This window comes from Rahnella laticis, assembly GCF_015644585.1.
GTDB classification, from domain to species: Bacteria; Pseudomonadota; Gammaproteobacteria; order Enterobacterales; family Enterobacteriaceae; genus Rahnella; species Rahnella laticis.
On sequence record NZ_JADOBI010000006.1, the window covers coordinates 309634 to 334350 of the forward strand.

Consider the following 24717-nt stretch of genomic DNA (forward strand, 5'->3'; position numbering starts at 1 on the left):
ACACTCCTTCAACAAATTTTTTATCACTGAGCGGCGTGCGGCATCAAATAATTTGCTGCGCGCCGCGCGCTTATGCGGTGCCTCACAGTTATTTCCTCCGGAAAATCCCTCTGCAAAATATTCGTCGCTGGCCAAAGAATCATTTCGCTGTTCGCTTTTCTGGCAATTCATATACTTCCTGCCAGTAGCTCTCTTACCCACATTGGATGTTCAGGAGATTGATGATGACCACACATAAATTTCAGGCCGAACCGTTCCCGCTGATGTTTGATCCGCAAACCACCGCGCTGGTCATGATCGATATGCAACGCGATTTTGTTGAACCCGGCGGGTTTGGCGAAGCGCTGGGCAACGACGTTTCACGGGTCCGCACCGCCATCGCGCCGTGCAAAAAAGTGCTGGATGCCGCCCGTGCCCGTGAAATTCTGGTGATTCATACCCGCGAAGGGCATCGCGCCGATCTGAGCGATTGCCCGCCAGCCAAACTGACGCGCGGCGGCCAGACATTTATTGGCACCGCCGGGCCGATGGGTCGCATTCTGGTGCGCGGCGAAGCGGGCCACGACATTATTCCGGAGCTGTATCCGGTGGCGGGCGAACCGGTGATCGACAAACCCGGTAAAGGCGCGTTTTATCAGACAGATCTGCATCTGGTTCTGCAAAACCACGGCATCCGCACGCTGATTGTCTGCGGCGTCACCACCGAAGTTTGCGTGACCACCACCGTCCGCGAGGCCAATGACCGCGGCTATGAATGCATTATTCCTCAGGATTGCGTCGGTTCTTATTTCCCGGAATTCCAGAAATCTGCGCTGGAGATGATCAAAGCGCAGGGCGCGATTTTCGGCTGGATCAGCGATGCTGACGCCATTGTCGGCGGCCTGAACGCGAAAGCATAACGTGCAGCTGCCCGTCGTTTCCGTCGGTTATCTGGCGGCCGGAAGACTGGCTCAGCGCCTCAGGGTTCACAGCCGCTTCCGGCACGCGATGAACTTCATGGCGGCCGACGGACATCTGCTGACGCTGCTCGATGCCTGCCGTTATCCGAATCTTCCCGACGCCGTCCGGTTGCAGTTACCGCACGGCTGGGACTGGCGTGAAATGACCGGCGCGATGGACGGGCTGGAAAAGGCCGTAATCTGGCAACCGGAACGGGCTCTTGCGCAGACCGGTGAACAGCCTGCACACCACGCCGCGCTGGCAGAAGCACTGCAAAAACAGCCGGTTGAAAGCGCCCTGATGTTACTGCCGGGTGGCGACAGCACTAAGCGCCAGCCACTGTTATCAGCGCAAAGTTCAGCGCAGGCGCTGACGGCTCAGGTTGCGCAGCTGATCGGTTTTGGCAACGGGCTGACGCCGGACGGCGATGATTACCTGCTTGGCTATCTGGCGGCGCTGTGGCGATGGCAGGACACGCCGCTTATCGCCGGACATTTTCGCCTGATGCGCGAAATTATCACCGGGCAGCTGAACCGCACCAACGACATCAGCGCCCATTATCTCGGGCGGGCGGCACACGGACATTTTTCTGAACCGGTGTGCGACCTGATGATGTTGCTGACGCAACAGGCCAGCAACGGTCAGATCCAGACCGCCGCCCGGAACGTGATGCAGTTTGGCGCCAGCTCAGGCGCGGACTGCCTGGCCGGAATGCTGCACGGAATACGCACGATTCAGACAGCGTTGTAATTCACTCTTTTTTCTTCATGCCGGATGCCCTCAGGCCTCCGGCAGGGGATCCCTTTGCCTGAAAAAACAGGCAGTCAGAACACAGGTACAGAGTTATGAGCGTCATATTTCAGGTTTTCAGCAACATGTATCAGGACTCGGTTTCGCTGATGCAAATCTCCGCCAAAATCAGCCAGCAGGCCGGGATTGAGCAGGCATCGGTGGTCATGGGGACGCAAACCAATCTGGCACAACTGGCGGATGCCGGGCTGGGCGACGGCGTTAAAGCCGGGCCGAATGATTTGATTATTGCAGTGATGGGCGACGAAGCCGCGTGCAACGGCGCGATAACGCTGGCGCGCGAACTGCTCAGCAGCAAACCGCAGGAAAGCAGCAACGACGGCGTGTTTGCGCCCAATCTGGTGAGCCTGGACATGGCGCTCGGGCGTCACCCGGACATCAATCTGGCGCTGATTTCAGTCCCCGGCGATTACGCCGCCGCCGAAGCAATCAAGGCGTTGCAACTGGACATGAACGTGATGCTGTTCAGCGATAACGTCAGCCTGACGCAGGAAAAGCAGATCAAAACACTGGCCCGCGAAAAGAACCGGCTGGTGATGGGGCCGGACTGCGGCACTGCGATCATCAACGGGCTGCCGCTGGGATTTGCGAACGTGGTGAATCGCGGCGCGATTGGCGTGGTCGGCGCGTCCGGCACCGGCGTGCAGGAAGTCACCTGCCGCGTGGATCATCTGGGCGCGGGAATTTCACAGGCGCTCGGCACCGGCGGCCATGATTTGCACGAAGACATCGGCGGGATTTCGATGCAATACGGTCTGGAAATGCTGGCCGGTGATCCGTCCACGCAAGTGATCGTGCTGATTTCCAAACCCCCTGCCCGCGCCGTGGCGGAACGCATCCTTGAACAGGCCAGCGCCTGCGGGAAACCGGTGGTGGTGAATTTCCTCGGCGCAGACGCAGCCAGCATCACCCGCCGTGGCGTTTTTGCGGCAGCAACATTGGCACAGGCGGCGGATATGGCGGTTGCCCTTCTCAACGGCAATCCCGCCGCTGCGGCGGACAATGAACCGCTCAGCGCAAAGCAATGCCGGGATTTACCGGCTTCGCGCACGGATATTCGCGGCGTCTTCGCCGGTGGCACCTTCTGCTACGAAAGCCAGCTTATCTGCCAGCAACAGGGCTTCAGTGCGGCTTCCAACACGCCGGTTGCCGGAAATCAGAAACTGGCTGATTTGTGGAAAAGCACCGGTCATACGCTGATTGATATGGGCGACGACGATTTCACCCGCGGCAAACCGCATCCGATGATTGACCCGACGCTGCGCAACCAGCGCATTGCAGCAGAAATCAGCGATCCGAATACCGCCGTACTGCTGTTTGATCTGGTGCTGGGCTACGGCGCAACGTCAGAACCGGCAACTCAGCTGCTCGAAATCCTCATGCAACAACCGCGTGAAAACCGTCCGCTGCTGGTTGCGCACGTCTGCGGTACTGAAGCCGATCCGCAACAACGTTCACATCAGATTACCGCATTGCGCCAGGCAGGCGTTCTGGTCGCCGGATGCAACGCGCAGGCCGCGCTGTGGGCCAGCCAGATTGCCCGCATTCAGGCGGAAAAAAAGGAAACTAAATAATGAATACGTTACTGAATCAGCCGCTTTGCGTGGTGAATGCCGGGCTGAACAGCTTTGCAGAGAATCTGAAAACCGCCGGTGGCGACGTTGTAGCGCTGAGCTGGCAGCCGCCTGCGCTGGGCAATATTGACGCCGGGCTGGAACTGGCACAGTTGCTGCGTCATCCGCGCGTGGAAGAGGCCAATAAAGTGGCGTTCGAACGCTATCTCAGCGCCCAGCCGGTACTGACGGATGTGCTCTCAGCCCGCGAAGCCATTCCGGCCATGAACGAACGCAAACTCATTCTGCATTCCGGCCCGCCGATTGCCTGGCGCGATATGTGCGGCCCGGTGAAAGGCGCGATTATCGGCGCGGTCATGTACGAAGGCTGGGCAACCGGTCATCAGAATGCCGAACAGCTGATCGAAGCCGGAGAGATTGCGCTCGAGCCCTGCCATCACCATCACGCGGTCGGCCCGATGGCGGGCATTATCAGCCCGTCGATGCCGCTGTGGGTCATTGAAAACAAAACGAACGGCAGGCTGGCGTTCAGTAATTTCAACGAAGGTCTGGGCAAAGTTTTACGCTTTGGCGCGAACAGTGACGACGTGCTGGAACGCCTGCGCTGGATGGCAAAAGAGCTGGCTCCCGCACTGAAAGCGGCAATTCAGCAACTGGGCGAACTGGAGCTGAAACCGCTGATGGCGCAGGCGCTGCACATGGGCGACGAAGTGCATAACCGCAACGCCGCCGCGACGGGTTTGCTGATCAAACGTCTGGTGCCTGCCCTGCTGGAATGCCCGCTGCCGCTGGATCAGATCCAGCGCTGCGTGGCGTTTATCACCGGAAACGATCACTTCTTCCTGAATCTGTCGATGGCCGCCTGTAAAGCCATGATGGACGCCGCTTCCGGCGTGCCGCACAGCTCGATGGTCACGGTGATGGCGCGTAACGGCGTTAACTTTGGTATCCGGCTTTCCGGTACCGGCGACCGCTGGTATCAGGCGCCGGCGAATCCGGTGGAAGGCCTGTTCTTCCCGGGTTACGGCGTGGAAGACGCCGCCGCCGATCTGGGCGACAGCGCGATCACCGAAACCGCCGGTGTCGGTGGCTTTGCGATGGCGTCTTCTCCGGCCATCGTGAAATTCGTCGGTGGCACGCCTGCCGATGCCTCAAATAACAGCCGCAAAATGCAGCAGATTACGGTCGGCGGTAATCCGGCCTTTACGCTGCCTGCGCTGAATTTCGCCCCGACCGCCGCAGGTATCGACGCCCGCAAAGTCGCGGACCGCGCCATCCTTCCGATCATCAATACCGGCATCGCCCATAAACAGGCAGGCGTCGGGCAGATTGGTGCCGGGATCACCACCGCGCCCATGTCATGTTTCGTCGATGCACTTCAGGCGCTGGCACAGGAGATCCCTTTATGAACAAACCTTTAGCCGTTGTGGCCGTCGGCGGAAATGCGCTGATTATCAATGATAAGAAAAACAGTATTCCGGATCAGTATCAGGCCGTTATAGAAAGCGTTCGTCCGGTGGTGGACATGATTGAAGCAGGCTGGGACGTCGTACTGACCCACGGCAACGGCCCGCAGGTCGGCTTTATCCTGCGCCGCTCGGAGCTGGCCGCCGGTGAAGTTTCGCCGGTTCCGCTCGATTACGCGGTGGGCGATACGCAGGGCGCCATTGGCTACATGTTCCAGAAAGCGCTGTTAAACGAACTGCAAAGCCGGGGGATTTCGCGCCCGGTGGTTGCCATCGTGACGCAGACGTTAGTCAGCGCACAGGATCCGGCGTTTCAGAATCCCGTCAAACCGGTCGGTGCGTTCATGGATCACGCGACGGCGCAGCAACGTCAGCAGGAACTGGGCTGGAGCATCGCGGAAGATGCCGGACGCGGCTGGCGCAGAACCGTGCCTTCGCCGCTGCCGCTCGACGTGCTCGAACGCGAAACACTCCGTAATTTACTGGCGCAGGGCTGCATTGTGATTGCCTGCGGCGGCGGCGGCATTCCGGTCATCCGCAATGAAAATCAGCAACTCGAAGGCGTGGAAGCGGTGATCGACAAAGATCTGGCGTCCGCTCTGCTGGCCGAACAACTGAGCGCCGATCTGCTGCTGATCCCAACCGGCGTCGAGCAGGTCGCCGTGAATTTTGGTACGCCGCAGCAAAAGTGGCTGAGTCAGCTGAGCGTCGCCGGGGCCGAAGCGTTTATTCGCGAAGGGCAGTTTGGCGTTGGCAGCATGCAGCCAAAAGTAGAAGCCATCGTGAAATTTATCAATAACAGCCAGCAAAAGGGAAAAAGTGCGCAGGGGCTGATCACCAGCCCGGACGCGATTAAAGCCGCACTGAATCACCAGACCGGCACCTGGATTTCAAACCATTAAGGACAAGATCATGAACACTCCCGATAAAAATCACGTTCTGCTCGCCGTCAACGGCACGCTGATGCGCGGTCTGGAACTGAACCCTAATATGACCAAAGCGGGCGGCGTTTTCGTCCGCGAAGACAGCACCGATGCGCATTACCGGTTGTGGACCATCAACGACAGGCATCCGGGTATGATCCGCGTGGCGCAAGGCGGAAACTCGGTCGGTCTGGAAATCTGGGCGCTGCCTCCGGCGTCGTTTGCCGCGCTGCTGAGCAGCGAACCGGCCGGGCTGAGCATCGGCAAAGTGAGGTTGCGCGATGGCAGCGAAGTGCTGGGCGTGCTGGCCGAACCGTGGCTGGTCGAAGGGCAAAATGAGATCACCGAAACCGGCGGCTGGCGCCAGTATACCGGGCATCATCACACGGCATAATTCAACAGGGACAGGAACATGCGTAAAACAGAAAATGCTCCGGATACCGCGTCAGGTTTGCGTATTGCCATGATTTTACTCGGCATTGCGGTAACACCCGTTTTGCTTTCCTCTTCAAGTCTGGGTAATCAGCTGTCCGGTTCACAGCTGATTACCGTCGTCGCGCTGGGCGGAATTATTCTGGCCCTGCTTTCCGCGATCACCATTTGCGTGGGTGAAAAAGCACGCCTGCCGACGTACGGAATTGTGAAATATGCGTTCGGAGAAAAGGGGGCGGTGGCGATCAACATTCTGATGGCGGTCAGTCTGTTCGGCTGGATTGCGGTCACGGCGAACATGTTCGGCCACTCGGTCCATGATTTGCTGGCGCAGCACGGCCTGGAATTACCGGCTCCCCTGCTGGTCGCTCTGGGATGCTGTGTGTTTGTGGCATCGACCGCGTTTGGTTTTGCCGTTCTCGGCAAAATCGCGCAGGTCGCCGTGCCGGTGATTGCGCTGATGCTCTGCTACATCCTTTACATCGCGCTGCACGGTCAGGCACCGGTGCTGGAAAGTCTCAGCCAGATGAACACCGGCGTTGCGGTTTCTACCGTCGTCGGCACCATTATCGTGCTGGTCGCGACATTGCCAGATTTCGGCAGTTTCGTGCATAACCGTAAACACGCGCTGATTGCAGCCGCCGCCGCATTTCTGGTGGCGTATCCGCTGCTGTACTGGGCCGGCGCGATGCCCAGCGCCCTCAGCGGGCAGGGCTCTTTGCTCGCCGCGATGGCGGTATTCGGCGCGGTATTACCGGCGGCGTTGTTGCTGATTTTTGCCTGCATCACCGGCAATGCGGGGAATATGTTCCAGGGTACGCTGGTGGTTTCCACCCTGCTGACCCGCTTCCCGAAATGGCAGATTACGCTGGCGCTGGGGGTGCTTTCGGCGGTGGTCGGCAGCATGGATATCATGGCGTGGTTCATTCCGTTCCTGCTGTTTCTGGGCATCGCCACGCCACCGGTGGCCGGGATTTATATCGCCGATTTCTTCCTGTATCGCCGCAACGGCTATGACGCGGGCGTTCTGACGCGTGAACCGCAAATCAAACTGCTGACTTTTGTCGCCTGGTTACTGGGTTCCGCCGCCGGTTTTATGACGGTCAAAGGGATGATTACGCTGACCACCATTCCTTCCGTGGATTCCATTCTGGTGGCGTGCGTCTGCTACGCGCTGTTAAGCCGCATGCAAAAACGTTAACGCCAGCGTTTTGCAGCTGAAGAATACGGCATAATTAAGGGAAACCGTTCACTGACGACCGGTTTCCCTTTTTGCTGGCAGGAGCGCCTTACTATGCTGATTTCCGATGAGAGTATCCGTATCGTCCATCTGGTGGCGAAGTATCAGAGCATCACCACGGCGGCTGAACAGCTCAACAAAGTGCCGTCGGCGATCAGTTATACGGTCAAAAAACTGGAAGAAAGCCTTGGCGTGGCGCTGTTTATCCGCAAAGGAAATCACATTGAACTCACGCCCGCCGGGCACTATTTTATCCGCCACAGTAAAACGCTTCTCAGCGATCTGGATGCCCTGAAACGCAATACCACGCTGATCCACGAAGGCGTTGAGCAGGAATTCATTATCGCGGTGAATAACATTGTGCCGATGCCCATTCTGGTAGAGTTTACCGACGCGTTCGAACGGGCATTTCCCTCCACGCGCCTGACGCTGAATGTCGAAGTTTATAATGGCTGCTGGGACGCGCTTTACAGCAGACGCGCCGATCTGGTGATCGGCGCGCCACACAATGTCCCGAGCACCGAAGGCATTTTCAGCGAAGCACTGGGCCAGCTGGAATGGGATTTCGTCGTCGGCCCGCAACATCCGCTGGCGACGCTGATGCAGCCGCTGACCAACACGGAATTACGGCAATATCCGGCGATATGCATCCGCGATACCGCCGTGAATTTTGCGCATCAGCAGGCCTGGTTGCTCGAAGGGCAAAAACCGCTGTTCGTGCCGGATTTCGCCATGGCCGTCGCCCTTTTCCAGCGCAACACCGGGATTGGTTATCTTCCGCATCACCTTGCCCTTCCCCTGCTCAACAGCGGCCTGCTGGTGAAAAAACCCATGCAGGAACATAAACATGCAACCCAGCTGTTCCTCGCCGCCCGCACCGACGGCATGGGGAAAGTCTGCCAGTGGTGCATGGATTACCTGCTGGAGCCGGGCGTGAAAGGGAAGTTGTGCGGGAAGTAAATCCACGACGGGTAACAAAAATCAGGACATCGTGAGGTTGCCGACATCGCCGGTGGAGTAAAAAAACAAAAAAGCCGCGACTCAGCGCGGCTTTTGCTTTCAGGCGTAATGGAAAACCATTAGCTCCTGATTTTACGGTAGATAAACAGAACCACCAGCGCACCGATCACGGCGACAACGAAGCTGCCGAAGTTGAAACCGTCTACGCGGCCAAAGCCGAAGAAAGTACTGATATAGCCACCCACAACGGCACCGACAACACCCAGAACGACGGTCAGAATAAAACCGCCGCCGTCTTTGCCCGGCATGATCCACTTAGCCAGAATACCGGCGATCAGACCAAAGATAATCCAGGATAAAATTCCCATTTTCGACTCCTCCGAATGAATTTCCGTTACCGTGAATATTGTTCAGCAAAGTCAGCCAAACAAAAGCAGAACAACTCAGGTTCTGCGAGCCGGATGTGTTTTCCACACAAACAGCCCTCTTCTTGCACTACGTCTAAAGTCTAGCACCGTTTGAACAAAACCGCCCAAAATCAGCAGGAAGGGAGGAAACGCAGAGAAATCTAAGGCAGTTTCAGGCTGTGTCAGCACGAATGCGGTTTCGTCAGGCACCCGCATCTGGACGTAAAATTGCGTAAAAAGTAGACCAAATTTTTTGAATGAGATACTCAAATCAATCCGTTTTTCATCTCCTGCCATCAGGCATATTATGCATCCATCGAAAGGCAAACACCTTTCACTCACACAAACCTGAACGGAATACTTATCATGAAAAACGTCAAAATTTTTGCTGTAGCTGCAACCCTTTCTCTGATTTCTTTCGGCAGCTTCGCGGCTCAGCAGATTACTCAGCCATCAGGCGACATGCAGAAAATCGGTGTGATTTCTGCCGCTAACTCCACCACCATCGGTGGCCTGGAAGCGAAATTGTCTCAGCAGGCAAAAGAAGCGGGTGCTTCTTCTTACCGCATCATCTCCGTAACCGGTAATAACAAACTGCACGCTGACGCTGAAATCTACAAATAATCGCCGCGCAGAACCGTAGCCCGATAAAACCCTCTTAAAAAGCCTGTGGAAGCGCATCTTCCACAGGCTTTTTGTTTTTCTGCGACACCCTCTCATAATTTCTTTTACATGCTGATTGCATCTTACCTATTTTGTTAACTATTCTGGTTTTTTCGCTCATCAGGAAAAGCCATGACCGTCACCGAATCCCTTATTTCTTACGCGCTTGCCGCCGGCATTTTGACCCTCACGCCTGGCCTGGATACCGCATTAGTACTGCGTACCGCCGCCAGTCAGGGCAGTAAAAAAGCGCTGTCTTCAGCGTTCGGGATCAGTACCGGCTGTCTGGTCTGGGGCGCGATGGTCGCACTCGGGCTGGGCGCGGTACTTGCCGCCTCGGAAATCGCCTTCAACGTGCTGAAATGGATTGGCGCCGCGTACCTTTGCTGGCTCGGGCTACAAATGTTGCTGAACCCGCGCAGTGAAATGAACATGGCCGCGCCGGAAAGTAGCAAAAAAGCGTTACGCATCGGCAATTCGCCGTTTATCAGAGGGTTATTTGGCAACATCCTGAACCCCAAAGTCGGTGTGTTTTACATCTCTTTCCTGCCGCAGTTTGTCGCCACCGGTTACCCGGTCGGTCCGTACATTTTTGGTCTGGCGGCCATGCACGCGGTCATCGGTACGTTGTGGTCGGTCACGATGATTTCCGCCACACGTCCGCTTTCTCGCTGGCTGCACCGTCCTGCAGTCGTCAGAACGCTGGATCGTCTCACCGGTACCGTTTTTATTGCTTTTGCAGTCCGACTCGCTACGACCAAACGCTAACGAAAAAGGAAGAATGTCATGAAGACCCGACTCAGCCATGCCCCGACCGCAGAGGATCTCGATGAAATCAAAGCCGGTCTGCGCAGTTTCAACAGGAACTTCATTCCGCAGCCGAAATTTCGCGAGTTAGGGATTTTTGTTGAAGATGAAAATGGTCACAAACAGGCAGGAATTGTGGCTGAAACCATCGGTAATTGGATGTATATCCAGATGCTGTGGGTCGATGAGTCATTGCGTGGGAAAGATGTGGGGACGCAGCTGATCCGCGAGGCCGAAGAAGAGGCGCAGGCGCGCGGCTGCCGGTATTCGCTGGTCGATACGTTTAGTTTTCAGGCGCGGCCTTTCTATGAACGCATGGGGTATGCGACGCAGATGACGCTGGAAGATTACATCGCCGATTCGCGCGCACCGGAAAACGCGCCGTCCACGCATACCCGTTATTTTCTGACGAAGAAACTGCTCTGACTTTTTCGCGCAGCAGGGATTTTCCGCCTGCTGCGCGCCGTATTTATTTCGCAGATAACGCTAACCACTCTGAAACCGATGCACGCTGCCATTGGGCTTTCGCGTAAGCCGCCAGTTTTTCCGGCATCGCATCGCCGTTCAGGTACAGGCGGTTAAGCATCAGTGCCAGATCCACATCCGCAATACTCCATTCGCCAAACAAATGCTCTTTGTCTCCCAGCAAACGTTCTGCCGCCGCATACAATTTTTCGGCAGCCTGCTCTGCGCGGGCGGAAAGCGCCGGGCGTTTCTCACCGGCAAACACGATTTCCGTCGTACGTTCTTCACGAATTGGCACCAGATCGCTGCGCAACCACGCCTGAACTTCACGGGCTTTGGCGCGATTTTCCGGATCGGCCGGATAAATGGCCGGAAACATCGGCGCGGGGAAAAGTTCTTCGACGTATTCATCAATCGCAGAGGATTCGGACAACACAAAGGTGCCGTTGATTAACGTCGGTACGCGGCGGGTGAGCGAAATCGCCGAATAAGATTCTTTCAGGTTATCCGCCTGCGCCAGATCGACCGTTTCCAGCTCAAAAGGAATGCCTTTTTCGGTCAGCGCCACAAAAGCGGACATCACGTAAGGGCTGAAATAATCGGCGTCGGAATACAAAATCAGCGAAGGCTGGCTCATGGCGAACTCCTGAAGAATCAAACGAAAGGATAAAAAACATAGCGTACAAACAGGGGGATGTCGTTAAAAAAGCCTTCACCCGGGCGGATGAAGGCGGTTAGAAAACCTATCTCAGCCGGAACACCTGCACAATTTCGTTGAGGCGGCGGGCCTGTTCTTCCAGAGACGCTGACGCGGCGGACGCCTCCTGAACCAGCGCGGAGTTTTGCTGCGTCACACCGTCCATTTCGTGTACGGCCTGCGTCACCTGGCTGATCCCGCGCGACTGCTCGTCGGAAGCTGCGACAATTTCGCTCATGATATCGCGCACGTCGGTGACCGCTTTCATGATCTCTTTCATCGTTTCCCCGGCGCTTTTCACCAGCCCGACGCCGTGATCAACGCGGGACGTCGATTCCTCAATCAGGGCAGAAATCTCTTTTACGGCGTCGGCGCTGCGTTGCGCCAGACTGCGTACTTCAGACGCCACCACGGCAAATCCGCGCCCCTGTTCACCCGCGCGGGCGGCTTCTACCGCCGCATTCAGCGCCAGAATATTGGTCTGGAAAGCAATACCGTTGATGACCGTTGTGATGTCGCCAATTCGCCGCGAACTGTCGTCAATCGCGCTCATGACGCCGACAACGTCGGACATAATGCGATCGCCCTTTCCGGCAATTTCCGTGGCGTTTGCCGTCAGTTCTGTCGCCACATGCGCGTTATCGGCGTTCTGTTTTACCGTCGCCGTCAGTTGTTCCATGCTGGCGGCGGTTTCCTCCAGCGCGGCCGCCTGCTGCTCGGTTCGCGAAGCCAGATCGATATTCCCCGCGGCAATCTGCGACGCGCCGCTGCCGACCGCGTGGCTGGTCGAAATAATGTCGTTCACCACATGCCGCAGCTGCGCCTGCATGGTTTGCAGCGCAAAGAAGATGCTGCTGTGGTCTTTTTTCTGCGTGACGATCGGGTGCGTTAAGTCACCGTCGGCCACCGTCAGCGCGATTTTCGCCGCATCAGCAGGTTCGCCGCCCACCGGGCGCAAAACTTTGCGGGTAAAAATCACGCTCAGCACGGCAAACACCACCACGATGCTCAGCACCATCAGCACCAGCGCGTAATAAAGCTGACGCGTACTTTCTTTCATCACCGCTTTTACCGGCGCGACAATGCCCAGCATCCACGGCGTGCCGGTATTGCCGATCTGAATCGGTACAAACTCGGCAAACGCGTTTTCGCCCAGCACCGGATCCGGCTGTTCACGGCTGGTCATCTGCCCGGCCTGAATGCTTTTCAGCAACGGCGCATCGTTTTCAAGCTGGTGCGTCACCTGCTCTTTTTCAGGCGAAGAGATGAAATGGCCGGTCTGTGAGAACAACATTGCGTAGCCGGTTCCCTGATACGGTTTGATGCCGTTGACCAGCGTCTGCAAGGTTTGCAGCGAGAAATCCGCCGTTACCGAACCCAGAAATTTTCCGTCCACGATGATCGGCACGGCAATGGACGTCAGCAACGTATCCACGCCGTTATACGGATAGCTGTACGGTTCCAGAATGACTTCTTTTTGCAGCTTTCGCGGCAGCAAATAGTAGTCGCCGCTGCCCGGCGTTTCGTAGTCGGTGAGATTGTGGAGCACGATATTTCCGCTGGTATCGCGGTCAACGTAGCGGACATAACGCCCGTCGGGATCCTGCCCTTCTTTTGCGGCAAAATCGCCGTCTTTGCCGTCAAACGCGTCCGGCTCCCAGGCCAGTGACATCGATAAAAAATCCGGATGGCTTTTGAGCGCATTTTGTAACAGCGTATCGGCGAGTTTACGGTCGGTGTGCCCGGCTTCACGCAGGCTGATCATGCTCTGCACCAGGTCGCGCGCGGCATGCAGGGCCGTGTCGAGTTTCTGGCGGGCAAGATAGCCGTCGGTATTGGCGGTCTGCTGAAGATAACGGCGGGCGATGTCGCGCTGCTGTTCGGCGGACTGCCAGCTCAGCAATCCGACCGTAATGATATAGCCGAGACTTATCGTCAGAAGCCCGACAATCAGCATCAGCGTACGGGTACGCATGGTTTTTTTAGGAACAGTTTTCTGTGGTGCAACCCCAACTCCGGCTGCCGGTGAAAGCGCCTGCATCTGACTCATAATTACCCCGGAACAGTCAACGTACTATGAAATTCACGATGAAAAAACGCGGATTATCTGTCCCTGATGTGTGCCCCCTGAAGATAAGCAGGAATTCCCTTATCGCCTGAATTATCGGCATCACAGGGGCGGGTCTTTAGCCAAAACGGTAAAAAACTGTCCCGCAAAGATAAACGTTCGCATCCTGCCGGTGTCTCCCTATACTGCTGTTATGTCGGCTGGCTCAGCACCTTGTTTGGGAAACTCCTATGAAGTCATGGCTCTTACCGCTTTTGTTGCTTGTTCCGTTGTGCTCGCAGGCGGCATCTACCCCGAAAGAAATCAGAGCACGTTTCAGCCAGTTTAAGGTCGGGGATAAAACCATTTGCCTCGATGACGTGACCTACGCCAACAACAGCAAAATGAAGGTCATCGAGAATGGTTTTGTGGTGTCGAAGCGTAAAAATGCGCTGATTTACCAGAGTAATACGCTGTTTTTGCTGGGTAACGAAGTCACGGTGAACATCAAAGCCGTGATTGAAAGCAAGATGGGGAAGACGTCATTCTCTAACCAGTTCAAACAGGCCATGATTCAGGTCGAGGGAATGGATGACCCGGCGCGCGCCGGTGAGAAAGCCAAAATCATTAAGTCTTTCGAAGATGTTATTTCCGACAAGCACAATGAAACGCCGTACAGCTCGGTGGCGCTGACCGAAAAAGGCTACATCATCACTCAGGTTGAAAGCCATTCCACCACCATCAGCGAATGTTATGTAACGCCGTATAAAAAGGCAGAAACTGCCCGATAAATCAGAGGGAAATGATGACTGTTTTAGTACCGATGAGCGCTGCATTTTATGAAGAATTTGCAGAACTGCTGGCGAAAGATTACGCCGAAGAGAATGTGACCGCCGGGCTGTGGCTGCCGGATACGGCGCTGGAACGCGCGCGCAGCTCCACACAAAACGCGCTGCCGCAGGGCGTTGAAACACCGGATCACTATTTGTATGAAATCAGGCAGGAAGAACCCGGCGAAACCGTGGGATATCTGTGGTTTGCCAATATTGAACGCTACGGCGTACGCAGCGCTTTCGTGTATGAGCTGACGGTTTATCCGCAATTTCGTCGTCAGGGACATGCCATCGCGGCGTTCCGGCTGATGGAAGAACGCCTGCGCGAGCTGGGCAGCGTGGCGATTGAACTGAACGTTTTCGCCAGCAACCCCGGCGCGCAGGCACTTTATGCCAGCCTGGGTTATGTCACGACAAAAATGAATATGCGCAAACCGCTTTAGCGGATGTATTTCATAAAGTTAGTTGGTTTACCCACGCGGTCATAGAGCTGACGCGCGGTGTAATTGGTGGTCTGCGTCATCCAGTACACGTTGGCTTTTTCGTTTTTGTCGGCGTGTGCGTAGACCACTTCAATCAGTTTCTGCCCGATACCCAGTTTGCGCGCGGACTCATCGACGTATAAATCCTGCAAATACACCACCTGATTCATGTGCCAGCCGTGATCGTGATTCAGGCAATTCACCAGCCCGACCAGCCTCCCCTGATATTCCGCCACATAGCCAAACATGCCGTCATAGTCAGGATCCGACAACCGCCGGAACGTGAAATCAAACTGCGCCGGATCCAGCTCCGACTGGTAAAAGTCCAGATAACCGCGCCACAAATTTTCCCAACCTTCGCGGTCGGCAGGCGTTAACGGACGGATAACAACATCTTGCGGCTGGCTCATCGGTCATTCTCCTCGGTAAATGAAATCGTTACGGGCGGGACTGCGGATAATGTATCAGGTCGTGGAAACGCACGGAATGGTCACTGTTATTGCGGTATGCGTGCGCACAATCCGCCGCAAACCGCAGCGCTTCACCGGCGCTGAGCGTGCGCGTGACGCCGTCCACCGTCAGCGTCAGTTCGCCCTCAATCACAATGACATGTTCGATCACACCCGCTTCGTGCGGCGAAGATTCACTGCATCCGCCGGGCTCGAGATCGATAACAAACATGTCCATTCGCAGCGTGGTATCGAACGGAAACAGCGGCACGACGCGCATTCCCGAGGTGTCGCTGTTAAACGTGGTCAGCAAACCATGGCGGTGCAGCGCCGCAGACTGCGCGGGCGGCGTTTCGAGAAATTCGGAGAAAGAGACGTTCAGCCCGCTGGCGATTTTCCACAGCGTCGCCACGGTCGGGCTGGATTCGCCGCGTTCAATCTGGCCGAGCATCGCCTTGCTGACGCCGGTCTTTTCTGCCGTCTGGCTGAGGCTCCAGCCCCGTTCGCTGCGCACGGCTTTGAGCTGGCTGCCGATGTGGCGGGTGAGTTCCTGCATCCTGACTCCTCTGGCAATCGGATTTTTAACGATCGCAATTGTGCGCTATAACGCACAGTGATATCTTGAGCGCCACGATGTGCGCTATAACGCACAACAGCATAACGCCCGCGCCCGGTAACCAGAAGGATTTTTAACAATGCCCTCGCGATTAAGCTTTCACGATTTGACGTTTTCGGCGGTTATCGCCGGATTTGTTGCCGTTCTGGTCGGTTATACCAGCTCAGCGGCGATCATCTTTCAGGCTGCCGAAGCCGCCGGTGCCAGCGTGTCGCAGATTGGGGGCTGGCTGAGTATGCTCGGGCTGGGAATGGGCGTGACGAGCATCGGTTTGTCGTTGTATTACCGCACGCCGGTGGTGACGGCGTGGTCGACGCCGGGCGCTGCGCTGCTGGTCACCAGCCTGCACGGCACAACAATCAACGAAGCGATTGGCGTTTTTGTGTTTGCGACCGGGCTGATCCTGCTGTGCGGCGTGACCGGATTATTCGCCAGGCTGATGCAATATATTCCGCAGGCGCTTTCGGCCGCCATGCTCGGCGGGATTTTGCTGCGCTTCGGGCTGGATGCTTTTACCTCGCTGCACAGTAATTTCACACTGGCAGGCACGATGTGTCTGGTTTATCTGCTGGCGAAACGCGCCCTGCCGCGTTACGCGGTGGTTCTCGCCCTCGCCGCCGGGCTGGTGGTGGCCGGATTACAGGGCGATATTTCGCTGCACGGCCAGACCATGACGTTTGCCGCGCCGGCATTTGTGATGCCGCACTTTACGTGGTCTTCCATTATCGGCATCGGCATTCCGTTTTTCGTGGTGACCATGGCGTCACAAAATGCGCCAGGTATCGCTACGCTGAAAGCCCACGGCTACCACCTGCCGGTTTCACCGCTGATTTCATGGACGGCGCTGACCGCGTTAGTTTTAGCCCCGTTCGGCGGTTTTACCGTCTGTATCGCCGCCATTACCGCCGCCATCTGCATGGGCGAAGATATCCACCCGGATCCGAAAAAGCGCTACATGGCCGCCGTCGCCGCCGGGATTTTCTATCTGATTGCCGGTGTGTTTGGCGGTTCGATCGGCCTGGTGTTTACCGCGCTGCCTCCCGCGCTTATTCATACCATCGCCGGGCTGGCGCTGCTCGGCACTATTGCCGGGAGTTTATACCGGGCGCTGGAAAATGAACGTCAGCGTGACGCAGCGATTATCACGTTTCTGATCACCGCATCCGGCGTGACGCTGCTCGGCGTCGGCTCGGCGTTCTGGGGCTTAATTGGCGGCGTGATTACGCACCTGATCCTCAGCATTCCTGCGCGTAACAAGGCGCAACCGCCCGCGAAAGGTTGAGTCCGTTCAAGTTATGGGTAACAGGTTTTCGTAACACGAAACAAGGTGACGGCGGTCACATTTTCCGCCGTCCAAACGCTCTTTACTGGGAGCCATCAGGCCAAAAACGCCCCCTTTAAAGAGCGAGAATTCCATGACAATTGCCACTCAATCCTGCGTAGTGACCGGGAAAAAAGACGTCTCGGTGATCGGCCAGACCCTCGACTACACCGGCCAGGGCACGCTGGTGAAGATTACCCGCGGTGGCATCTGCGGCTCTGATCTACATTACTACGAGCACGGTCAGGTCGGGGATTTCAAAGTCCGCGAAGCGATGGTTCTCGGGCACGAAGTGGTCGGCGTGGTGGAAAAATCGGATAACCCGCGTTTGCAGCCGGGCCAGAAAGTCGCGCTGAACCCCAGCAAGCCATGCAAGGCCTGCAAATATTGCCTTTCCGGTGATGAAAACCAGTGCACCACCATGAAATTCTTCGGCAGCGCGATGTATTTCCCGCACATCAACGGCGCGTTCACGCAGTATAAAATTGTCGACAGCGACCAGTGCATTCCTTACGACAATCAGGTCAGCGACCAGCTGATGGTTTTCGCTGAACCCCTGGCGGTGGCCATTCACGCGGTCAATCAGGCCGGGGATATTCGCGGCAAAACGGTGTTTGTTTCCGGCGTCGGCCCGATTGGCTGCTTAATCGTGCTGGCCGCTAAAGCCAAAGGTGCTGCGGAAATTGTGGTCACCGACCCTAGCGAACGCTGCCGTACGCTGGCGCTGGCGGTCGGTGCCAGCCAGGCACTTGACGCCGCGCAGGGCGATTTCTCCGCATATCAGGCCGAAAAGGGCTTTTTCGATGTGTCTTTCGATGCCTCCGGCCATCCCTCTTCTATCCGCCGTTGTCTGGAAGTCACCCGTGCGCGCGGCACGCTGGTGCAGGTCGGTATGGGGCCGGTGGTGAATGAATTCCCGCTGATGATGCTGATTGCTAGAGAAATTAACTGGGTCGGCAGCTTCCGTTTCACCGAAGAATTCAATACGGCGGTGGAATGGCTGGCGAATAAAGCCGTTGATCCGATGCCGCTGCTTTCCGCCGAATTCCCGCAACAGGATCTGGTGGAAGCGCTGGAGTTTGCGCTGGATAAATCCAGAGCGTCGAAAGTTCAGCTGGTTTTCTAGTCTGCTGACGGATTCACAATATCAAAACATCGTTTCATTTTATGATGTCCTCTGATTTTCATCCTCAGAGGACATTTGCATTATGGTGAAGGACAACGCGAAAAAGCAGGTCGCCCTGCTGCTGGCGGACGGATTCGAAGAAGGCGAAGCGGTGATCGTGCTGGATATTCTGGAGCGGCTGGAGATTCAGGTGACGACGCTGGCCTGCCAGAAAAGCCTGACGCTGCGCACTTATCACGGCATTCAGATGCAGGCCAATGAATTGCTGAGCGCACAGGGCGATCGTTTGTATGACGCGGTGGTGATGCCCGGCGGGCCGGAAGGCTCGGTGGCGCTGGCGGCCAGCAAAGACGTCGTAGAATTTGTCCGCCGTCATGACGAAGCCGGAAAGCTGATTTGCCCGCTGTGCTCGGCGGCCGCGCGCGTTCTGGGCGGTAACGGCCTGCTGAAAGGGCGGCGTTATGTCTGTTCCGGCGATTTATACAAAGACGTCAAAGACGGCGTTTATGTGAATCAGTCTTTCGTCGAGGACGGTAATCTGCTCAGCGGAAAAGGCCTAGGGCTGGCATTTGATTTCGCTTTCCAGCTGGCGTATCGCCTGACCGGTGACGCCCAAACCACCAATTTTCAGGCCGATCACATCGATTATCACCACTGGCGGGCTGACCAGAAAATCTGATTATTATCAGCGGGCGATGCAGGTCGTCCGCCATCATCAGCATCATGTCCGTTTTTGGCATTCTCACGACAGGTTTTCAGGCGCAGACTGGTTTCACATTCACCAGACGGAGTCCGAAAATGACCCACAGCGCCCTGTTAAATATCGATGTGCAACGTTCTTTCGAGCAAAAAGACTTCTGGCAGCAGGATGATTTACCGGCTTTCAGCCAGGCATTAGCCCGCCTGATCGACGGCTGTCAGACCCGTAACGTTCCCGTCATCGACGTGTTCCACGTCAATCCTGACGGTGTGTTTTCGCTTGAGTCCGGGCTGGTCACGCCGATGGCTTTTCTCACCCATCAGCCGCAGCACGTTGTCCATAAACATGTCCACAATTCCCTGACCGAATCCAGCCTCGACGCGTGGCTGCGCGAACGCGGCATCACACATCTGATCATTGCCGGAATGCGTACCGAACAATGCTGTGAAACCACGGCGCGCGTGGCGTCCGATCTGGGTTACACAGTGACGTTTGTTACCGAAGCGACGCTGACGTTTCCGATGACACACGCCAGCGGCGTGACGCTGAGCGCGGCTGAAATCAAATTGCGTACCGAGCTGGTACTGGCCGACCGTTTTGCCACGATTGCGGATGTGGACGGCGCACTGGCGGAACTCGAACGCGCTGTGTGAAGATGGGCGCAGTGATGATGAATCTGTGAGGCGATATGCAACGAAATGTCTACTTTATGACGCTGCCGGGTGTGATGGCCTTAGACCTGACCGGTCCGGCGGAAGCACTGCGTATCGCCGGGCAGTTTGCGTTGCACTACATCGGCCCGCTGCCGGAAATCACGATGTCCACCGGGCTTACGGTCAGCCATTTGCAGCCACTGCCGGAAACGTTGCCGGAAGGCAGCATTCTGATCATGCCCGGCGTTGACCGTTCGGAAGAAAATTTTTCCTCACCCGTCGCCCGAATAGCCTGTGACTGGCTGCGTCAGCAAAAAAACGCCATCGAAAACGGTTTGCTGACGCTGGTTTGTATCTGTTCCGGCAGCCTTCTGGCGGGAAAAGCCGGGCTGCTCGACGGCTATCAGTGCACCACGCATCACGACGTGATCGCGCGTCTGCGCCAGCAGGTGCCTGCCGCACAGGTGAAAGATAACCGGATATTTGTCGAGGACCGCTCCGTGCTGACCAGCGCGGGGATCAGCGCCGGTATCGATCTGGCACTGCACCTGATCGCCACACATCTCGGCCCGCAGGCCGCGCTGGACGTCGCCCGTGAAATGGTGGTGTATTTCCGCCGCGGCGGCGATGACCCGCAACTCTCCCCGTGGCTGCGCTACCGTAATCATCTGCATCCTGCCGTCCATCGTGCGCAAAACCTGATGGCCGCCGAACCGGAATCTCCGTGGCAGGTGGAAGACGTCGCCGCCAGAGCCCACATCAGCGGCCGCCACCTGACGCGCCTGTTCCGCCAGCATCTGGGCATTAGCGTACGCGACTACCACGAACAGCTGCGCATCGCCGTCGCACAGCAACGCATCCAGCAAGGATCAGGCATCGAGAAAGCCGCCCTCGCCGCCGGATTCTCCTCCGGCAGGCAATTCAGACGGGCACAGGAAAGGTGGAGTTGAGTGGGTTTAACTCACCCAATTCCGCCGGTCAATTTTCCCCAGAGCCATAGCCAGCAGCAGGCCGCCGCCGAGTCCGCAGATAAACAGGTACGCGACATTGAGCAGCGGGAATTGGGGGAAATCGAGATGGCGGCCGCGCAACCCGATGATGATCAGCGCATGAAAGCCGTAGATCGCCAGCGAATGACGGGAGATAAGCGAAAATCCTGGCAGAATACGTTCTGCGAATGCATTTTTGAACGTAATAAACAGCGCCATCGCGGAGATAAACACCAGCGGGCCGGTGTAGACGTAGAAAGTATCGGCGAAATTCTGGTTAATCAGCATCTGCCGGTAAGTCCCGCCCGCTATCGCCAGCGTGCTGAGTACGAAAACGGCCAAGGCGGTCAGCGTCACGCCGGGTTTCCGGGTATCAAGCTGGCTGATGGCGCGCCCCATCAGGGCATAGAGGACGTAATAAAACGTGTCACCGCTGATGTACAAATCCAGCGGCAGAAGATGGATTTTCTGCCAGGAGAACGCCGGAAGCTGCGGGTTCGCCAGAACGCCGGTAATAATTCCGGCGATCAGTAAATATTTCCCGGAGACGGCTTTTACGTTGATCAGCGGGGAAAGTAAGTAGATGACGATAATCGCGTAGAAGAACCAAAGGTGATAAAACACCGGTTTTTCCAGAATCAGCCGCAGAGACGGCCAAAAACCAATTTTGGTCATCGTGACGATATAAATCAGCGAGACCACACTGTAGAACAAAAGGCATAAACTGACGCGTAGAAAATGGCGCTTCTGCGCACTCTTCTCACCAAAGAATAGCGCACCGGAAATCATGAAAAAGAGCGGCACACAGACGCGGGACGCCGAATTCAGCAGGTTTGCCACGGTCCATTCCGCCGCGTGTATTGCCGGGAAATTCACCACCAGCGAGGTGCTGGCGTGAATCATCACCACCATCATGCAGGCGAGCGCGCGCAGGTTATCTATCCAGCTGATTTTTTGGCTCATTTCCTGCCATTTCCTTCCCGTTGATGTGCTGTTTGCAGCGTAGTCACCTTTTTGGACGCAAACAAGGCAAAAGTGCCGATCTCAGATTGTGCTTAACGTGAATCAGAAGATTGCGCTACGCTCAAAAAATGGGCAAAATAACGCCCATTACTGCCTCGCTTGCGAATCCCGCCCGGACAGTCTCTTATTTTTTCGCTAATAATCAAACGATTAGCCTTACGTCTGTGAAATAAAAATATGCATAATTCTCCAAATACTGCGTCCCTTCTGGGGCGGCAGGCGCTTTTGTTCCCTCTGTGTCTGGTGCTGTTCGAGTTTGCGACCTATATCGGCAACGATATGATCCAGCCGGGCATGCTGGCCGTCGTGGCTAATTTTAATGCCGGGGAAGAATGGGTGCCCACCTCAATGACCGCGTATCTCGCGGGCGGAATGTTCCTGCAATGGCTGCTCGGGCCGCTGTCCGACCGGCGCGGGCGTCGGCCGGTGATGCTTGCGGGCGTCAGCTTTTTCATCGTCACCTGTCTGGCGATTCTGTTCGTACAGAACATCGAACAATTTATGGTGATGCGTTTCCTTCAGGGTATCAGCCTGTGCTTTATCGGCGCGGTCGGGTATGCCGCGATACAGGAATCCTTCGAGGAATCCATCTGCATTAAGATCACGGCCATGATGGCAAACGTCGCGCTGATCGCACCGCTGCTGGGCCCGCTGGCTGGTGCGGCGCTGATCCACGTTGCGCCGTGGCAACTGATGTTTGTGATTTTCGCCGTACTGGCTGCGATTTCGCTGTGGGGATTGTGGAAATCCATGCCAGAAACCGCGTCGCGCCTCGGCGAGAAGTTTTCCATGCCAAGCCTGCTGCACGATTACAAACTGGTGCTCAAAAACCGCCAGTTCCTGTGTGGCGCACTGGCGATTGGCTTTGCCAGCCTGCCGCTGCTGACGTGGATTGCGCAGTCGCCGGTCATTTTAATCAGCGGCGAAGGTTTACCGGCATACGATTACGGCCTGTTGCAGGTGCCGATTTTCGGTGCGCTGATTATCGGTAACGTCACGCTGGCGCGCCTGACCGGCAAACGGACTGTCGAATATCTGATTAAACTCGGTGCCGGTCCGATGGTCGTCGGTCTGCTGATTGCCGCTGCGGCGACGCTTTTCTCCGCCCATGCTTATCTGTGGATGACCGCCGGTCTGAGCCTGTACGCTTTCGGAATTGGCGTGGCGAACGCCGGTTTGTACCGCCTGACGCTGTTCTCCAGCGACATGAGTAAAGGCACCGTTTCCGCGGCGATGGGCGTCATCAGTATGATGATTTTCACGTTAGGGATTGAGCTGGCGAAAGTGGCTTACGTCGAAGGCGGTGCGGGAATGTTTAACCTGTTCAATCTGCTGAGCGGCCTGTCGTGGCTGGCTCTGGTGGTCGTTTTCCTGCGCAGCCGTCAGGTCGTATTGCCGCCGAACAGCGTGGTTTAATGTAGTCCTGAGTCGCCTGCTAAACCCCCTCCCAGCCTCCCCCTTCGCAGGGGGAGGAGCCGAAAACCGATCTGCTCCCTCTCCTGCGAAGGAGGACCGGAATGGGGTATTAATGGCAACGCCGAATCAGAACAAGCCCATCGGTTTGCTTGAATAGGACACCAGCAGGCATTTCGTTTGCTGATAGTGATCCAACATCATTTTATGGGTTTCACGCCCGATACCGGATTGTTTGTAGCCACCGAACGCCGCATGTGCCGGATAGGCGTGGTAGCAGTTGGTCCAGACGCGACCGGCCTGAATGTTGCGCCCCATGTGATACGCCACATTGCCGTCACGGCTCCAGACGCCCGCCCCCAGCCCGTACGCCGTATCGTTGGCGATTTGCAGCGCGTCATCCATATCTTTAAACGTGGTCACCGCCAGCACCGGCCCGAAGATTTCTTCCTGGAATACCCGCATGTTGTTTTTACCCAGCAGGATGGTCGGTTGCAGGTAATAACCGTCGTTCAGCGAGCCTTCGAGTTTTTTCTTCGCGCCACCGGTCAGCACTTCCGCGCCCTCTTTCTTACCGATTTCGATGTAATCCAGAATAGTTTTCATCTGTCCGGCAGAAACCTGCGCGCCCATCTGGGTTTCGATATCCAGCGGGTTACCGGTTTTGATGGCTTCGACGCGTTTGATGGCGCGTTCCATAAAGCGTTCGTAGATGGATTCCTGCACCAGGGCACGGCTCGGGCAGGTACAAACCTCGCCCTGATTGAACGCAAACAGCGCGAAACCTTCCAGCGCTTTGTCAAAGAAGTCGTCTTCTTTGTCCATTACGTCGGCAAAGAAAATATTCGGGGATTTGCCGCCCAGTTCCAGCGTGGCTGGGATCAGGTTTTGTGCCGCGTAACCGGCAATTTGCTGGCCAACTTCGGTCGAACCGGTAAAGGCGACTTTGGCAATACGTTTGGACGTCGCCAGATATTCGCCGATTTCACCGCCTGAACCGTTCACCACGTTGATGACGCCCGCTGGCAGAATGTCCTGCACCAGTTCCATCAGCAACAGCACGGAAAGCGGGGTCAGTTTGGCCGGTTTGAGCACGATACAGTTACCGGCAGCCAGCGCCGGTGCCATTTTCCAGCACGCCATCAGCAGCGGGAAGTTCCACGGGATGATTTGCGCCACAACGCCCAGCGGCTCGTGGAAATGATAGGCGACCGTTTCGCTGTCGATTTCGCTGATCCCGCCTTCCTGCGCACGCACGCAGGACGCGAAATAACGGAAATGGTCGATGGCCAGCGGAACGTCCGCACCGCTGGTTTCGCGGATCGGTTTCCCGTTGTCCCAGGTTTCGGCGTTCGCCAGCAACTCAATGTTTTCTTCCATCCGGTCGGCGACTTTCAGCAGTAAATTCGCCCGCTGCTGCACTGGCATTTTGCCCCAGTCGCCTTTGGCTTTGTGCGCGGCGTCCAGCGCCAGCTCAATATCATCGGTACTGGAACTGGCAACTTTGCACAGCACTTCGCCGGTCACCGGCGTCAGATTGTCGTAATACTCTTTTTTCACCGGCGCGACCCATTCACCGCCAATGAAGTTGTCGTATTGTTTTTTGAGTTTAAGCGGGAAACCGTATTCTTCCGGTTTTACGGCATGAGGATTTTTATCATAAGCCATGATCGGACTCCTTT

General features: G+C 56.4%; 27 protein-coding genes. 19 read left to right on the forward strand and 8 right to left on the reverse strand.

From position 1 onward, the window contains the following. The first annotated feature begins 224 nt into the window (after positions 1-224). The 8 genes from IV433_RS15570 (at position 225) to IV433_RS15605 (ending at position 8344) form a co-directional block, all read left to right on the forward strand. Entirely contained in the window at positions 225-899 is a 675-nt protein-coding gene (locus IV433_RS15570) for a cysteine hydrolase family protein (protein WP_195814901.1), read from the forward strand. Position 900: 1 nt separating this feature from the next. After that, entirely contained in the window at positions 901-1689 is a 789-nt protein-coding gene (locus IV433_RS15575; protein WP_195814902.1) for a DUF2877 domain-containing protein, read from the forward strand. A 95-nt stretch (positions 1690-1784) separates the two neighbouring features. Further along, complete coding sequence (gene fdrA, locus IV433_RS15580) at positions 1785-3323, forward strand: acyl-CoA synthetase FdrA (protein WP_195814903.1); 1539 nt, start codon at positions 1785-1787, stop codon at positions 3321-3323. Continuing rightward, positions 3323-4732: a YlbE family protein gene (locus IV433_RS15585; protein WP_195814904.1), complete on the forward strand. Its 1410-nt coding sequence runs from the start codon at positions 3323-3325 to the stop codon at positions 4730-4732. The genes fdrA and IV433_RS15585 overlap by 1 nt, the downstream gene beginning before the upstream one ends. Continuing rightward, positions 4729-5691, forward strand: coding sequence for a carbamate kinase (locus IV433_RS15590; RefSeq protein WP_195814905.1), 963 nt, complete (start codon positions 4729-4731; stop codon positions 5689-5691). The genes IV433_RS15585 and IV433_RS15590 overlap by 4 nt, the downstream gene beginning before the upstream one ends. A 10-nt stretch (positions 5692-5701) precedes the next feature. Then, positions 5702-6106 (forward strand): allophanate hydrolase-related protein, encoded by a 405-nt coding sequence (locus tag IV433_RS15595; RefSeq protein WP_195814906.1) that lies wholly within the window; start codon positions 5702-5704, stop codon positions 6104-6106. An 18-nt stretch (positions 6107-6124) separates the two neighbouring features. Further along, positions 6125-7345 (forward strand): cytosine permease, encoded by a 1221-nt coding sequence (locus tag IV433_RS15600; RefSeq protein ID WP_195814907.1) that lies wholly within the window; start codon positions 6125-6127, stop codon positions 7343-7345. Between the two features lie 93 nt (positions 7346-7438). After that, entirely contained in the window at positions 7439-8344 is a 906-nt protein-coding gene (locus tag IV433_RS15605) for a LysR substrate-binding domain-containing protein (RefSeq protein ID WP_195814908.1), read from the forward strand. A 119-nt stretch (positions 8345-8463) separates the two neighbouring features. Here IV433_RS15605 and IV433_RS15610 read toward each other — a convergent pair whose 3' ends face one another. Next, positions 8464-8712, reverse strand: coding sequence for a GlsB/YeaQ/YmgE family stress response membrane protein (locus IV433_RS15610; RefSeq protein ID WP_195814909.1), 249 nt, complete (start codon positions 8710-8712; stop codon positions 8464-8466). A gap of 75 nt (positions 8713-8787) precedes the next feature. After that, the gene (locus IV433_RS15615; RefSeq protein ID WP_195814910.1) at positions 8788-9048 is read right to left on the reverse strand and encodes a hypothetical protein; all 261 of its coding nucleotides are present in this window, start codon (positions 9046-9048) and stop codon (positions 8788-8790) included. Between the two features lie 69 nt (positions 9049-9117). On the opposite strand from IV433_RS15615, the gene bhsA reads away from it, so the two are divergent. The 3 genes from bhsA (at position 9118) to IV433_RS15630 (ending at position 10647) form a co-directional block, all read left to right on the forward strand. After that, entirely contained in the window at positions 9118-9375 is a 258-nt protein-coding gene (bhsA, locus tag IV433_RS15620) for a multiple stress resistance protein BhsA (RefSeq protein WP_195814911.1), read from the forward strand. Positions 9376-9546: 171 nt separating this feature from the next. After that, positions 9547-10182, forward strand: a complete 636-nt coding sequence (locus IV433_RS15625) for a LysE family translocator (RefSeq protein WP_195814912.1) — start codon at positions 9547-9549, stop codon at positions 10180-10182. Between the two features lie 18 nt (positions 10183-10200). Further along, on the forward strand, positions 10201-10647 hold the full coding sequence (locus IV433_RS15630) for a GNAT family N-acetyltransferase (RefSeq protein ID WP_195814913.1): 447 nt from the start codon (positions 10201-10203) through the stop codon (positions 10645-10647). A gap of 43 nt (positions 10648-10690) precedes the next feature. Here the strand turns inward: IV433_RS15630 and yfcF are convergent, their stop codons facing one another. Then, the gene (gene yfcF / locus IV433_RS15635) at positions 10691-11323 is read right to left on the reverse strand and encodes a glutathione transferase (RefSeq protein ID WP_195814914.1); all 633 of its coding nucleotides are present in this window, start codon (positions 11321-11323) and stop codon (positions 10691-10693) included. A gap of 106 nt (positions 11324-11429) precedes the next feature. Continuing rightward, positions 11430-13424 (reverse strand): methyl-accepting chemotaxis protein, encoded by a 1995-nt coding sequence (locus tag IV433_RS15640; protein ID WP_370530265.1) that lies wholly within the window; start codon positions 13422-13424, stop codon positions 11430-11432. A gap of 257 nt (positions 13425-13681) precedes the next feature. Between IV433_RS15640 and IV433_RS15645 the strand changes: the two genes are divergently transcribed. Then, positions 13682-14221 (forward strand): hypothetical protein, encoded by a 540-nt coding sequence (locus IV433_RS15645; protein WP_195814915.1) that lies wholly within the window; start codon positions 13682-13684, stop codon positions 14219-14221. 14 nt (positions 14222-14235) lie between these two features. Continuing rightward, entirely contained in the window at positions 14236-14706 is a 471-nt protein-coding gene (locus IV433_RS15650; RefSeq protein ID WP_195815006.1) for a GNAT family N-acetyltransferase, read from the forward strand. Here the strand turns inward: IV433_RS15650 and IV433_RS15655 are convergent. Both IV433_RS15655 and IV433_RS15660 read right to left on the reverse strand, forming a co-directional pair. Continuing rightward, entirely contained in the window at positions 14703-15155 is a 453-nt protein-coding gene (locus IV433_RS15655; protein ID WP_165060747.1) for a GNAT family N-acetyltransferase, read from the reverse strand. The two genes, IV433_RS15650 and IV433_RS15655, sit on opposite strands and share 4 nt — an antisense overlap. A gap of 28 nt (positions 15156-15183) precedes the next feature. Further along, positions 15184-15750 carry a helix-turn-helix domain-containing protein gene (locus tag IV433_RS15660; protein ID WP_195814916.1) on the reverse strand — a complete coding sequence of 189 codons (567 nt, stop codon included), beginning with the start codon at positions 15748-15750 and terminating at the stop codon, positions 15184-15186. A gap of 139 nt (positions 15751-15889) precedes the next feature. On the opposite strand from IV433_RS15660, the gene IV433_RS15665 reads away from it, so the two are divergent. The 5 genes from IV433_RS15665 (at position 15890) to IV433_RS15685 (ending at position 20560) form a co-directional block, all read left to right on the forward strand. Then, positions 15890-17092, forward strand: a complete 1203-nt coding sequence (locus IV433_RS15665) for a benzoate/H(+) symporter BenE family transporter (protein WP_195814917.1) — start codon at positions 15890-15892, stop codon at positions 17090-17092. 133 nt (positions 17093-17225) lie between these two features. Next, a complete protein-coding gene (gene idnD / locus IV433_RS15670) occupies positions 17226-18257 on the forward strand; it encodes an L-idonate 5-dehydrogenase (protein ID WP_195814918.1) in 1032 nt (343 codons plus the stop codon). Positions 18258-18339: 82 nt separating this feature from the next. Then, the gene (locus tag IV433_RS15675; RefSeq protein WP_152323689.1) at positions 18340-18936 is read left to right on the forward strand and encodes a DJ-1/PfpI family protein; all 597 of its coding nucleotides are present in this window, start codon (positions 18340-18342) and stop codon (positions 18934-18936) included. A gap of 119 nt (positions 18937-19055) precedes the next feature. Next, a complete protein-coding gene (locus IV433_RS15680; RefSeq protein WP_195814919.1) occupies positions 19056-19610 on the forward strand; it encodes an isochorismatase family protein in 555 nt (184 codons plus the stop codon). A gap of 35 nt (positions 19611-19645) precedes the next feature. Next, complete coding sequence (locus IV433_RS15685) at positions 19646-20560, forward strand: GlxA family transcriptional regulator (RefSeq protein ID WP_195814920.1); 915 nt, start codon at positions 19646-19648, stop codon at positions 20558-20560. Positions 20561-20566: 6 nt separating this feature from the next. Here the strand turns inward: IV433_RS15685 and IV433_RS15690 are convergent, their stop codons facing one another. After that, on the reverse strand, positions 20567-21562 hold the full coding sequence (locus IV433_RS15690) for an acyltransferase (protein WP_195814921.1): 996 nt from the start codon (positions 21560-21562) through the stop codon (positions 20567-20569). Positions 21563-21799: 237 nt separating this feature from the next. On the opposite strand from IV433_RS15690, the gene IV433_RS15695 reads away from it, so the two are divergent. Further along, complete coding sequence (locus IV433_RS15695) at positions 21800-23038, forward strand: MFS transporter (RefSeq protein WP_195814922.1); 1239 nt, start codon at positions 21800-21802, stop codon at positions 23036-23038. A gap of 126 nt (positions 23039-23164) precedes the next feature. On the opposite strand, the gene exaC is transcribed toward IV433_RS15695, so the two are convergent. After that, entirely contained in the window at positions 23165-24703 is a 1539-nt protein-coding gene (gene exaC, locus IV433_RS15700; RefSeq protein WP_195814923.1) for an acetaldehyde dehydrogenase ExaC, read from the reverse strand. Positions 24704-24717: the final 14 nt, after the last annotated feature.